14 protein-coding genes are annotated in these 13,131 nt (G+C 39.1%); 13 read left to right on the top strand and 1 reads right to left on the bottom strand.

All coding sequences use genetic code 11. From position 1 onward, the window contains the following. Positions 1–18 precede the first annotated feature (18 nt). From argC to OIZ54_RS10745, 11 genes are all read left to right on the top strand, one after another. On the top strand, positions 19–1,029 hold the full coding sequence (gene argC / locus OIZ54_RS10690) for an N-acetyl-gamma-glutamyl-phosphate reductase (RefSeq protein ID WP_264390381.1): 1,011 nt from the start codon (positions 19–21) through the stop codon (positions 1,027–1,029). Continuing rightward, entirely contained in the window at positions 1,029–1,796 is a 768-nt protein-coding gene (argB, locus tag OIZ54_RS10695) for an acetylglutamate kinase (RefSeq protein ID WP_024034342.1), read from the top strand. Before argC ends, argB begins: the two co-directional genes overlap by 1 nt. A gap of 7 nt (positions 1,797–1,803) precedes the next feature. Further along, positions 1,804–2,736, top strand: a complete 933-nt coding sequence (locus OIZ54_RS10700) for an ornithine carbamoyltransferase (RefSeq protein ID WP_096740030.1) — start codon at positions 1,804–1,806, stop codon at positions 2,734–2,736. Continuing rightward, complete coding sequence (locus OIZ54_RS10705; protein ID WP_004588532.1) at positions 2,733–3,935, top strand: argininosuccinate synthase; 1,203 nt, start codon at positions 2,733–2,735, stop codon at positions 3,933–3,935. Before OIZ54_RS10700 ends, OIZ54_RS10705 begins: the two co-directional genes overlap by 4 nt. Before the next feature lie 51 nt (positions 3,936–3,986). After that, positions 3,987–5,852 (top strand): argininosuccinate lyase, encoded by a 1,866-nt coding sequence (argH, locus tag OIZ54_RS10710; protein ID WP_264390382.1) that lies wholly within the window; start codon positions 3,987–3,989, stop codon positions 5,850–5,852. Between the two features lie 314 nt (positions 5,853–6,166). Continuing rightward, positions 6,167–6,373 carry a hypothetical protein gene (locus OIZ54_RS10715; RefSeq protein ID WP_264390383.1) on the top strand — a complete coding sequence of 69 codons (207 nt, stop codon included), beginning with the start codon at positions 6,167–6,169 and terminating at the stop codon, positions 6,371–6,373. A gap of 1,023 nt (positions 6,374–7,396) precedes the next feature. After that, the gene (locus OIZ54_RS10725) at positions 7,397–7,888 is read left to right on the top strand and encodes a hypothetical protein (protein ID WP_264390385.1); all 492 of its coding nucleotides are present in this window, start codon (positions 7,397–7,399) and stop codon (positions 7,886–7,888) included. Positions 7,889–7,989: 101 nt separating this feature from the next. After that, complete coding sequence (locus OIZ54_RS10730; protein ID WP_264390386.1) at positions 7,990–8,508, top strand: hypothetical protein; 519 nt, start codon at positions 7,990–7,992, stop codon at positions 8,506–8,508. Then, the gene (locus tag OIZ54_RS10735; RefSeq protein ID WP_248462647.1) at positions 8,508–9,020 is read left to right on the top strand and encodes a hypothetical protein; all 513 of its coding nucleotides are present in this window, start codon (positions 8,508–8,510) and stop codon (positions 9,018–9,020) included. Before OIZ54_RS10730 ends, OIZ54_RS10735 begins: the two co-directional genes overlap by 1 nt. Continuing rightward, on the top strand, positions 9,013–9,534 hold the full coding sequence (locus tag OIZ54_RS10740) for a hypothetical protein (RefSeq protein ID WP_264390387.1): 522 nt from the start codon (positions 9,013–9,015) through the stop codon (positions 9,532–9,534). The genes OIZ54_RS10735 and OIZ54_RS10740 overlap by 8 nt, the downstream gene beginning before the upstream one ends. Continuing rightward, positions 9,527–10,054 carry a hypothetical protein gene (locus OIZ54_RS10745; protein WP_264390388.1) on the top strand — a complete coding sequence of 176 codons (528 nt, stop codon included), beginning with the start codon at positions 9,527–9,529 and terminating at the stop codon, positions 10,052–10,054. The genes OIZ54_RS10740 and OIZ54_RS10745 overlap by 8 nt, the downstream gene beginning before the upstream one ends. A 42-nt stretch (positions 10,055–10,096) precedes the next feature. Here OIZ54_RS10745 and coaD read toward each other — a convergent pair whose 3' ends face one another. After that, positions 10,097–10,588, bottom strand: a complete 492-nt coding sequence (gene coaD / locus OIZ54_RS10750; protein WP_004588523.1) for a pantetheine-phosphate adenylyltransferase — start codon at positions 10,586–10,588, stop codon at positions 10,097–10,099. Positions 10,589–10,914: 326 nt separating this feature from the next. Here coaD and OIZ54_RS10755 point away from each other — a divergent pair, with 326 nt between their 5' ends. Further along, entirely contained in the window at positions 10,915–11,568 is a 654-nt protein-coding gene (locus OIZ54_RS10755) for a TetR/AcrR family transcriptional regulator (RefSeq protein WP_004588522.1), read from the top strand. 97 nt (positions 11,569–11,665) lie between these two features. Beyond that, a complete protein-coding gene (thiI, locus tag OIZ54_RS10760; RefSeq protein WP_096042132.1) occupies positions 11,666–13,123 on the top strand; it encodes a tRNA uracil 4-sulfurtransferase ThiI in 1,458 nt (485 codons plus the stop codon). Positions 13,124–13,131: the final 8 nt, after the last annotated feature.

The raw sequence follows: 13,131 nt of genomic DNA on the forward strand, positions 1-13,131 counted from the left end.
TTTATAAACGAGTAAAAAATGAATGTAGCGATTATTGGCGCAAGCGGTTATAGCGGCGCAGAATTAGCAAGCTTAGTTGCTAAGCACCCTAATTTAACGTTATCGGGCTGTTATGTCTCTGAGGGAAGTTTAGATAAACATAAATTATTAAGTGATTTATACCCAGAACATAGAAACCTTCTTGATATTCCTCTACTACCACTGAGCGAATCAGCGTTTGATGACATAAATTCGAGTGCCGATTACATCTGCTTATGTACTGATCACAAAGTAAGTGTTGATTTAGCCCCGCAGTTTTTAGCTATGGGTAAAAAAGTATTCGACCTATCAGGTGGTTACCGCCTTACTAGCAACGACGACTATGTTACTTACTATGGTTTTGAGCACCAACATCCTGAGTTATTAAACGAAGCAGCCTACGGGTTAGCAGAGTGGAATAGCAGTGCAATTGCCAATGCAAATCTTGTGGCAGTAGCCGGCTGTTACCCAACCGCTGCGCTTAATGCGTTAAAGCCGTTGCAACAGGCAGGCTTGTTGAGTGATGAAAAAGTGATTATTAATGCTGTTTCAGGTGTTACTGGCGCAGGGCGTAAAGCCAGCGTAGGTACTCACTTTTGTGAAGTATCGCTTGCCCCGTATGGTTTATTTAACCATCGTCATGGGCCTGAAATTGAACAACACCTTGGCCACAAGGTGTTATTTACACCGCACTTAGGTAACTTTCCGCGTGGAATTTTAGAAACTATTTATGTACAGCTTAAGCCAGGCGTTACCAAGGAAAACGTATCTGATGCTTATCAAGTACTTAATAACGAGCCGTTGATTCGTTTGTTAGCTGATAAAGTGCCATCTATTAAAAGCGTGGTAAAACAACCCTATGTTGATATTGGTTGGCAGCAGCAAGGCTCTCAACTGATTGTTATGGCAGCGATAGATAATCTATTAAAAGGCGCTGCGGGCCAAGCCTTGCAATGTATTAACTTATCAATGAATTTAGATCACACCACTGGCTTAAAAGGAGCCTTTTAATGAGCACTAAAACGTGGGTAATTAAATTAGGTGGTGCTGTACTTAATACTGAAAACGCGGCAAAAGCTTTGTTTGATGTATTAAGCGCTGATCAAAATAATCAGTTTGTTATTGTTCATGGCGGTGGCTCGTTAGTCGACACTTGGCTAAAACAAGCAGGCTTTGCTAGTGCAAAGCACCAAGGACTGCGTATTAGCCCAAGTGAGCAAATGCCTTACATAGTGGGGGCGCTGGCTGGCTGTGCAAATAAGCAGCTGGTAAGCCAAGCTATTAATGCAGGCCATAAACCTGTTGGCCTTTGTTTGTATGAAGCCGGAGTTATGGCGTCTCAAAAGCTAAAAGCGCTTGGGCAAGTAGGTAAGTGCGAAAGTAATGATGATTCAATTGTTAACGATTTACTTAAGCTTGGTCGGTTACCTATCGTGAGCTCTATTGGGTTTGATGAGCAAGGTAACTGGTATAACGTTAATGCTGATGAAGCTGCCGCAGCGATTGCTAGCAACTTAAATGCAGAACTTATTTTTATGACAGATGTAGAAGCAGTACTTGATGCAAACAAGCAGCCGTTACATCAACTTGACACAAAACACATTGATACTTTAATTGATGAAGGGGTAATTTTGGGCGGAATGGAGGTCAAAGTTAAGACCAGCCTGCACGCTGCCCAACATTTACGACGCGGTGTGTATATTTCCAGCTGGCAAAAGCCAGACAATTTAACTGCTTTGCTACAGGGCGAGCATGTCGGAACAAAAATTACACCATAGGGTTATCATGTTAGAGAATTTTTTAACGGGTCTAGAATTAGACCAACAAGGCGCACTAAATTTACTAAAACTAGCGCGTGATTTAAAAGCAAAGCCAGAAAAATACAGCCAAGTATTAGCGGGTAAGTCAATTGTTACCTTATTTGAAAAGCAAAGTTTACGTACGCGTTTATCGTTTGATATTGGTATTAACCGTTTAGGCGGCCACGCTGTGTATTTAGATCAGCAAAACGGCGCTATGGGTGCACGTGAATCTGTAAAAGACTTTGCACTTAATATTTCTACGTGGGCTGATGGTATTGTAGCGCGTGTAAACCAGCACAGCACGTTAACCACCTTAGGTGAATACTCTAATGTACCTGTCGTTAATAGCTTGTGTGATTTATATCACCCGTGCCAGGCATTGGCTGATTTTTTAACGCTACAAGAAGTACACGGCGATGTAAGCGAGCTAAAAGTGGCTTACTTAGGTGAAGGTAACAACGTTACTCATTCACTTATGTTATTAGCGGCAACGCTAGGTACAGATTTTGTTGCTGTTACACCAAAAGGCAGCTCGCCTGATTCGCAAATTCTTAAAAAGGCAGAGCAAATTGCTGCAATGAACGGCGCATCAGTAATGGTAAGCGACCGTGTAGAAGCCGCTGTAGGCGCTAATGTTGTATATGCAGATACGTGGGTGTCTATGGGCGATGATACGCCTCTTGAGCAAGTTAAAGAAAAATACATGCCTTATCAGCTAAACCAAGCATTGCTAGAACAAACAGGTGCGACTACGGTATTACATTGCCAACCGGCTCACCGTGAGTTTGAAATTACCTCTGAGGTAATGGATGGCCCAGCATCAAAAATTATTCAACAAGCAGAAAATCGCATGCATGCGCAAAATGCTCTGCTAGTTACATTACTAAATCCAAATTTTGTTAAGGAACACCTATGAGTTCAATTAAAAAAGTCGTTTTAGCCTATTCAGGTGGTCTTGATACTTCAGCTATCGTGCCATGGTTAAAAGAAAACTACGGTTGTGAAGTAATTGCCTTTGTTGCCGATGTAGGCCAAGGCGCTGAAGAGCTTGAAGGCGTTGAAGAAAAAGCAATCGCATCTGGCGCATCTGAGTGTTACGTAGTTGACTTAAAAGATGAAATGGTAAGTGAGTACATTTACCCAACGCTTAAAACGGGTTCTATTTACGAAGGTACTTATTTATTAGGTACGTCTATGGCGCGTCCTATTATTGCTAAAGCGCAAGTTGAAATTGCACGTAAAGTAGGTGCCGATGCACTTTCGCATGGTTGTACTGGTAAAGGTAATGACCAAGTACGTTTTGAATCGTGCTTTGCAGCGCTTGCACCCGATTTAAAAGTAATTGCACCATGGCGTGAGTGGGATTTATCAAGCCGTGAATCATTATTAGATTACTTGGCTGAGCGTGATATTCCGTGTTCTGCTTCAGCAACAAAAATTTACAGCCGTGATGCTAACGCATGGCATATTTCGCACGAAGGCGGCGAGCTTGAAGATCCATGGTGTGAGCCTAGTGACCAAGTTTGGACCTGGACTAATTCACCAGAGCAAGCACCAGATAAAGCTGAGCATGTAACGCTTACGGTTATTGAGGGTGAAGTGGTTGCCGTAAATGGCGAGCAGCTTAAACCTTATGACTGTTTAGTTAAATTAAACGACATTGCTGCGCCACATGGTGTTGGCCGTGTAGATATTGTAGAAAACCGTTTAGTAGGCATGAAATCGCGCGGCTGTTACGAAACACCAGGCGGTACCGTTATTATGGCGGCACTGCAAGCTATTGACGAGCTAGTACTTGATAAATCAAGCCGTAAATGGAAAGAAGTATTGGGCGGTGAGTTTTCGCACTTAGTTTATGATGGTCGTTGGTTTACACCACTAAAAGACTCTATTTTAGCCGGTGCAGAAGCGCTTTCTACACTTGCTACAGGTGAAGTTGTACTTAAGCTTTACAAAGGCCAAGTGACAGCCGTTCAGAAAAAATCACCTAATAGCTTATACAGCGAAGACTTTGCTACATTTGGTGAAGACGACGTATATGACCAGTCACATGCTGAAGGCTTTATTCGTTTATTCTCGCTTTCGAGCAGAATTTCAGCAATGGCTAAAAAGTAAATTATTTATAGCCCCTTGTATAAGGGGCATTACAGGGTTTGGAGAGATTTCATGGCATTATGGGGCGGACGTTTTTCTACGGGTCCAGATGAGGCGTTTAAACAATTTAACGACTCACTTCCGTTCGATTATCAGTTAGCAGAGCAAGATATTATTGGCTCTGTGGCATGGGCAGGTGCGCTTGAGCAAGTAAATGTACTTACAAGCGATGAGCACACCAAATTGGTTGCAGCACTAAATGAACTGCTTGAAGAAGTAAAAGCAGATCCACAAGCAGTGGCAACCTCAGGTGCAGAAGACATACACTCGCACGTAGAAGCTGCATTAATCGAAAAAGTAGGTGATTTAGCTAAAAAGCTACACACAGGCCGAAGCCGTAATGACCAAGTAGCCACTGACTTTAGATTATGGTGCCGCGATACTGCCGATCATTTGCTTAGTGCAATTGCTGCACTAAAAGCTGAGTTTGTGGCGTTAGCTGAGCGCGAGCTGGGCACTATATTGCCAGGCTACACTCATTTACAACGTGCTCAACCTGTACTGTTTAGCCATTGGTGTATGGCTTATGTAGAAATGCTAGAGCGTGATGAAAGCCGCTTGCAAGATGCCAAAGCGCGTTTTAATTTTTGCCCTCTAGGCAGTGGTGCACTAGCAGGTACTGCCTACCCAATTGATCGCCAAGCTTTGGCGCAAGGCCTAGGCTTTACTGGCGCAACTAAAAACAGCCTTGATGGCGTATCTGACCGTGATTTTGTAGTAGAGCTTTTAAGCTGTGCCTCTATTTCGATGATTCATTTATCGCGAATGGCTGAAGATCTAATATTTTATAATTCTGGTGAAGCCGGATTTATAGAGCTTGCTGATAATGTTACCTCTGGCTCATCGTTAATGCCGCAGAAAAAGAACCCTGATGCACTAGAGCTTATTCGTGGTAAAACGGGCCGTGTATTTGGTGCGTTTAGTGCCATGATGATGACCTTAAAAGCACTCCCTCTTGCGTACAATAAAGATATGCAAGAAGACAAAGAAGGTCTTTTTGACGCTATGCCAACTTGGCTTGCCTGTATTCACATGGCGCAAGCGTGTATCAAAGGCGTAAAAGTAAACGGCGATAAAACGCTTGCAGCAGCAAAAGGTGGCCATGCTAATGCAACAGAGCTTGCAGACTACTTAGTAGCTAAAGGTGTGCCATTTAGAGAAGGCCACCACATTGTGGGTGTACTTGTGCAGCTTGCTATAAGCGAAGGTAAAACCCTTGAAGAGCTTTCGCTTGAGCAGTACAAGTCAGTTAATGACGTATTTGAAGATGACGTTTACCCAGTACTTGAAATAGATGCCTGTATTAAAGCACGTCAAGCGCTTGGCGGTACATCTATTGAACAAGTAACTAAAGCGGTTAAAGAAGCCAAAAAAAAACAGCAAATAACGGTTCGTGATGCAAATTTAGATGATGTTGAAGATATTGCTAGGCTGATACAGCACTGGGCCACTGTAGGTGAAAACTTGCCGCGTGCTAAAAGCGACATGGTGCATTCAATTAACGAATTTGCAGTAACAGAAATAGACGGCAAAGTGTCGGGATGTGCATCGTTATACATTTATGACACGGGGCTTGCTGAAATACGCTCTTTAGGCATAGATCCACAAAGCGCGGTAACTGGGCAGGGTAGGCAGCTTGTAGAGCACTTATTAGCAAAAGCCAAAAAATTGGCGCTTAATCGTGTTATTGTACTAACCCGTGTGCCAGATTTTTTTGAACAGCAACGTTTTACTTTTTGTAGTAAAGAATCGTTACCAGAGAAGGTAATGAAAGATTGCGAACTTTGCCTTCGTAAAGAAAACTGTGACGAAGTAGCAATGGAATATATTTTAAAGCCAAGTACACGTGCGGAGATCCCGTGTAAATACGTGGCTTAAATTCCCTGGATATAAAAAACGTACGGTTACCCCTGTGCGTTTTTTTATGTGTATAATAAGCTGGTCTGATGAGTTTGGGGTGTGTGCGAGTTTTCACTTTAGTAATAAGGGTTAACTTAAGGCTTAGTGTGAATAAAATACCTTGTTAGCATATATTATGGGTATGTCAAAAAATCTTGGCACGCTGGTTGCTTTGTATAAGTCAGATAGCAAAATAGCTATCACTGCTTAAAACAGGTAATGCAATTACCTAGATAATGGTGTGATTAAAAGTTGCGCCAAATAATATTAAAACTTTTACAAGGATCAATCACATGCAAGTTTCAGCTAATAGCCAATTACAAATGCAAGCATACAATAAAACACAACAATTACAGCCTGCAGCGGAACAAATTGCTAGCCCTAAAACCCTACAATCTGATACAGTAAGTTTCTCTCACGAGGCGATGGCAGCAGCGAGTAATGAAGCTATGGCTCATCCTCCAATAATTCTTCCTGGAGGAAATCCTCGTCCTAAGTAATATTTAAGGTAAAAGATGTTTCTAACTGAGTTGTTTGGTCTATTTTCGCTATCGGCTTTTATAATGTGGGCATTTTTGATGGCATTGTTTTTTAATATCTTTGTATATTGTTTAGGCATTAAAAGAAACACGACCCTGTTACTCAGTTCATTCATAATGTTATTATCGTGCTCATTACTAAATTACTTTTTAGATTGGCTGTCTGTATATAGATTAACTTATTTTGATTTTGCTATTTACAACTTTTTTATAATACTTTCATTACTTTTTATCCGAAAGATAATTGTTTCAAGCTCACCTTCACTAATATATCTATTAACTGGGCTATCTATAAATCTTTTATTAGCTCTTGGTATGCAGTTGGATGTATTTATTCTAGAAAATAGCGAGCCTTGGTTTTTTTGGGACCTGTATACCTTTTCAGTTTTCGCACTTGACTTACTAATGGCTATAGCGCTAATCGTAGATAGAGACTTTTTAGGCCTACACAAATTAAAAAGTAAGCTATGTGGTTTGTTTAAATCGACAAAGTCTCAGCCCTCGACCTAGCTTAAATGTACTTACCTGAAGCCCTAATGGATTATGTAGCGGCTTTCTTGATGGCCTTCTTCTTTTGTTTGGTCTCCAGCATAAACAACGAAAATAAATCTCCTGTGTATTTATCTGCACTTATGCTTTGCTCATATATTTTTAGCAGCTATATAAAACTACTAGAAATATTATACCTTAATTGGGCTTTCTACGATTTTATTACAATTGTGGCACTGTTAATTTTACAGTACTTTAATGCCTTTAAACGAAATAAAGCTTTTCTGTTCCTTGTACTAGCATTAACAACCAATGCTTTGCTAACGTTGGCTCTGTATTATGATATATACGTTTTGTATAATTATGAGCCATGGTGGTACTTGAGTGTCTACTCCATTGGTGTGAACCTTATCGATGTATTAATGATGCTTTCATTAGTGGTTAACCACCGAATGGTAAATCCCTCTCAACCCGTTATTTTAAATAGAGGGGAAAATGACAGTAAGTTATAATTACGCAATTTATCTTGGAGCAATTGTACAATGGGGTTTTTTGTTTGCATTTTTGCATGCATTAGCAAACTCGATTAACAAGCCAGATAAAGAGCTTGTATATATCTCACTTGTTATGTGCATTTGCTATTCGGGAAGTTTGTTCACTGATTATGGGCAAACTACTTATTTAGATTTTATTTTATTAGATGCATGTACATTACTTGCTCTACTCTTTTTAAAGCGCTTCAAATTTAAATCATACCCGGTAGCGTATTATTATGTCACTGCAGGATTATGCTCTAATATTATTTTTAGTTTTTTAATGCACCTAGATATGACTTTTTCAAAATATTATGAATATTGGTGGTTTTGGTCAGTATTTACGGTTGTGGTAGGAAGTGTAAATATTTGCATGATCATAGTGTGCTTTATTAACCGAGATTTCTTAGGCCTTGTTAGGTTAAAAAGTTGGTTTCTAAATAAAGCTTTGTAATTAATAATAATTGTTAAAAAGTTTTGTGTTAAGTCAGGTTGTTTAGTAAATGGTTGTTTTAATAAATTTCGAGATCTTTATTCTCCGAGCTTGCTTTTAAGATGGGGTTTATTTCTTTTATATCAGATATAAGCTTTGCACATACTTTAAGTATCATCATGCAATGGGGTTTTCTCATGGCGTTTTTATACTCGTTAGTTTCATCTATTAACTCACGCTTTAAAGCATTAGTTGTTCTTTCGCTTATAATGGCTGTTTCATATTTTCCAGGGATGTTCTTTAATTTTCAAACGGTTACTTATTTTGATATTGCTTTATTAGATGCTATAACCCTAGTTGTATTGGCACTTGTGCAGAACTTATATATTAAAGAAAAAACAATTGCCTTTACCTACCTTATGTTTGGGCTGAGTATAAACATGTGTTTAGCTCTGGGTATGTACTTAGACCGTCATATTTTACAGAATTACACCCACTGGTGGTTTTATGATTTTTATGTAACGGTAGTATTGGTATTAGATTTAAGCATGATTTTAGTGCTGTTTATCAATAGAGATTTTTTAAAAATTATTTATTTAAAAAACCTTATTTACTCGTTCTTTGCTAAGAAACCGCAATAGTGAATAATGTTCTAATCCCTCCTGAAGTGTCAGTTTATATCGGTGCGTTAGTGCAGTGGGGGTTTTTAATGGCCTTTTTATATTCACTAACAACTAGCATTAACAATCCATCAAAACAGGCAGTATGGCTATCTTTAGTTATGGTAGTTTCTTACTGCTTAAGTACAGTTATAGATATTTACAACATTAGTTACATAGAACTGTTTTGCTATGATGTAGGCACTTTATTTTTTATTTTATTTCTGCGGTATTTCCTACCTGAAAAGCGCATATCTACTTACTTATTATTTGGCTTGAGCATCAATTCGTTATTATTTTTAGCTATGCACATAGATGTGTTTGTACGTGGTAATTACGAACCGTGGTGGTTTTGGTCTGTTTATACAGTTGTTATTAATATGATGGATATCATCATGGTTGGTATTTTTTTCGTTAAAAAGGATTTTTTAATGTTAGTGCATGCTACTGATAAGTTGGTGAACGGTGTTATGAGGTTAAAGCAAAGTGGCTGATGTTCTTTGGGGACTGGTCGATTTAGGGGACAACGTAGGTATTTTGTTTACGTGGTTTTTTCTTATTGCCTTTTTGTATAACTTATCGGCAAGTATTAATAAGCCAGATAAGAGCAGAGCACAGCTTTCATTTATTATGATGGTATCCTACACAGCTAGTTTGTTTATGGACCCACTTATTGCAACGCCGCACTTAAACTATTTTTATCATGATGCTGTAACTATCCTGGTTTTACTTCTGTGGCGTAATTTCACCAAACAAACTATACCTACGCCCTTTTATTATTTAATTGTAGGGCTAAGCTTTAATGCCTGCTTATTTTTAGGTATGCATTACGATATCGAAGTGCGTGGCACATTGTATTATTGGTGGTTTTGGAATGTTTATGTGTTTGGCATGTATTTTACTGATTTATTAATGCCGGTGGTTTTAGTTGTTAATAAAGATATCTTAGGTTTAGTAAAGCTAAGTAATTATTTAGCTACAAAGTTGAAGCGTTTCCGATATGCATAACCTGTTATGGGCGATGGCTGATCTTTATGATTACATAACCATTTTAATTACATGGCTGTTTGTTTTTGCATTTTTATATTGCTTATCTACAAGCATAAATAAGTCAGATAAAAGTTTAGCCCAAATATCATTTATTATGATGGCTTCATATACATCAAGTATGGTTATGGACCCGCAAACAGCCACACCTCACTTAAAACTGTTCTTATTTGATGCAGTTACCATAATCGCTTTGATGATATGGATGATTTTTTTATCGAAAGCTAAACCGATCGCTTTTTATTATTTAATCGTGGGGCTTAGTTTTAATGCGTTTGTATTTTACGGTATGCATTACGATAGTATCGTTGTTGGGAATATAGACTATTGGTGGTTATGGGGGGTCTACGGGGTTGGCCAGTTTTCGAGTGACTTAATAATGGCAATAGTATTAATTATAAACAAAGATATTTTAGGCTTGGTAAAGCTTAAACGCGCTTTATTTAACCGCAATGAATTACAAGTTATGGCTAAAAAGTAGTTAGGTATATTAGCGCACCAAAGTGCGCTAATTGTGTTTTTTTTAGCTTGCGTCGCAGCCTAACTTTTGTTTTAAAGCATCCACTACAAGTGGGCTTACAAATTCGCTCACATCGCCATTATGGCGGGCAACTTCTTTTACCAAGGTTGATGATATAAACGAGTTGCGCTCAGAAGGTGTTAAAAACACGCTTTCTAAATCTGGATTTAGGCGGCGGTTCATATTTGCGAGCTGAAATTCGTAATCAAAATCAGATACCGCTCTAATACCGCGAATAAGCACATCAGCTTTATGATCAAAAGCCAAATCGGCTAGTAAGCCTGAAAAGCCAATCACTTTTACATTACTCAAATGCCCTAAAATAGTGTTGGCTAAATCAACTCGCTCATCGAGACTAAAGCACGGCTTTTTAGAAGGGTTATGAGCAATAGCAACAATAACCGTGCTAAACATTTTAGCTGCGCGCTGAATTAGGTCGGTGTGGCCGTTGGTTAACGGGTCGAATGTACCAGGATAGATTGCCGTAACGTTCATAGATTTCACTAACTATTATTTTTTAAGTAGTCTATCAGTGTTTGTTCTACAAATCAGCCTAGGAGATCAGGTTGAGCTTTTATGTTTGATATTTAATCAGTAAAAGTGCTTTAAATGCGTTACCATTTTTTAAAGTGTAATTACGCTGCTTAGGCTTTACTTTAGTTAACAGCACCACATTAATGCAAATGCCTGCGTGCAGCATAATCTGACCCTCGTTTTTAAAATAGTAAATTATGATGGTATTTAAACCAGCCTGATTTGTTTATACTGCAAGGCTGATATTTAGTGTAATGTAGTTTATAAGTTAATTTGAGTCGTCGCATATGAATACTAAGGATAAAATAATACACACCAGTATTTCGTTATTTAATGAACATGGTGAGCGTGCAATATCAACCAATCATATTGCATCACATTTAGGGATGAGCCCGGGTAATCTTTACTATCATTTTAAAAATAAAGAAGACATTATCCGACATATTTTTGCGCTTTACAGCGAGCATTTACATACTCATTTTAAACCTATTGAAGCAAACGATGATGCGTTTGATCATTTAACTGCTTATTTAGATTCATTATTTGAGCTAATGTGGCGCTATCATTTTTTTTACGACAACTTAGGCGACATCCTCTCCAGAGATGAAAGCTTAAAACAAGCCTACATTGGATTTCAGTCAACTTTATTAGAGCAGGTTCGCCAAGTTATTTTAGGCCTGCGCGATAACGAAATGATTGCCATAGAAGAGCAAGATGCGCTTGAACTTGCCCATACTCTTAAACTAACCGTTAGTTTTTGGACTCCGTATATTAAAGCGCGTAGGCTCAGTGGTAATTTAGCCGAGCAAGATATTTATCATGGTATTTTAAAAGTATTAGCATTATTTAGGGCTTACAGCACCGAAAAAAGCATACTTAAAATGAATCAGTTACGTGAAAAATACACCCAACTTGCAGAGCAAGCGCCAGCGCTTGCCTAACTGCTGTTCGTTGGTTAGTTCCTAGACGCAAAAATTTTTGCTATAATCGCGCGCCCAATGCCTGGGAGCGCGAATTCCCGCAGTCTAAGAGTGAACTATGCTTAAATTTATCGTCAAACTACATCCTGAAATTGCCATTAAAAGCCGTTCGGTACGTAAACGCTTTACTAAAGTGTTAGAAAATAACATCAAAATTGTATTGCGCCGTGTTGACGAAAAAGTACAAGTAAGAAACAACTGGGATAATATTTCTGTTGTAACTAAGCTTGATGATGCACAAACACGCCTAGACTTTATCGATAGCTTGCAGCGCATTCCTGGTATTGTGCAATTTATTGAAGTGACCGAAACTGACTTCACAACGCTTGACGATATCTATAAAAAAACCATAGACCTAGTAGGGCATACCATCGTTGGTAAAACGTTTTGTGTACGCGCAAAGCGTATTGGTCAACACGACTTTACTTCTACCGATTTAGAGCGTTACGTGGGTGGTGGTTTAAACCAGCACGTTGAAGGCGCTCGCGTTAAGTTAAGCCGCCCAGAAGTAACTATTCGCTTAGAAGTAAAGGACGATAAAGCCTACATAGTTACGCAAACTCACCTAGGTATGGCAGGCTTTCCACTGCCAACACAAGAAGACGTGCTTTCATTAATGTCAGGCGGCTTTGACTCAGGTGTAGCAAGTTACCAGATGATCCGTAAAGGCGCTCGCACGCACTTTTTATTCTTTAATTTAGGTGGCGCAGCACACGAAATTGGTGTTAAACAAGCCAGCTACTATTTATGGAAAAAATTTAGCTCTACTCATAAAGTTAAATTTATCACGGTTGATTTTGAACCGGTTGTAGCCGAAATTTTAGAGAACGTTGAAAACAGCCAAATGGGTGTTGTGCTAAAACGCATGATGATGCGTGCTGGCAGCAAAGTAGCCGAAAAATTAAATATTCAAGCCTTGGTAACTGGTGAGAGTATAGGTCAGGTTTCTAGCCAAACCTTAGCTAATTTAAGTGTGATTGACCGCGTAACAGAAACCCTGATTTTGCGCCCACTTATTCAGCACGACAAACAAGAAATTATTAATATTGCCCGTAAAATTGGCACCGCAGAAATGGCCGAAACCATGCCTGAGTACTGTGGCGTAATATCTAAAAAGCCAACGGTTAAAGCTAAACTTGACGTTATTAAAGCCGAAGAAGAAAAGTTCGACTTTGATGTGCTTAATACTGTTGTTGAAAACGCTCGTATTATGGATGTGCGTGATATAGACGTAGAAGCTAAGCAAGAACTTAAAGAAGCTGAGTCGGTAGTTGATTTACCAGCGGGTGCAGTGGTTGTTGATATTCGCTCACCAGAGGAAGAGGATGCAGCGCCGCTTGAGATTGACGGTATAGATGTAGTGCATTTACCGTTTTTCCGCTTAGCGACTAAATTTGGTGATCTGCCAAAAGATAAGGATTACTACCTGTATTGTGAAAGAGGGGTTATGAGCCAGTTACAGGCACTTATTCTTCATGAAGCAGGCTTTACGGGTGTAAAAGTTTACCGCCCGTAAAGGCTAAC

This window comes from Pseudoalteromonas sp. A3, from assembly GCF_025942345.1.
In the GTDB taxonomy this organism is placed as follows: Bacteria; Pseudomonadota; Gammaproteobacteria; order Enterobacterales; family Alteromonadaceae; genus Pseudoalteromonas; species Pseudoalteromonas atlantica.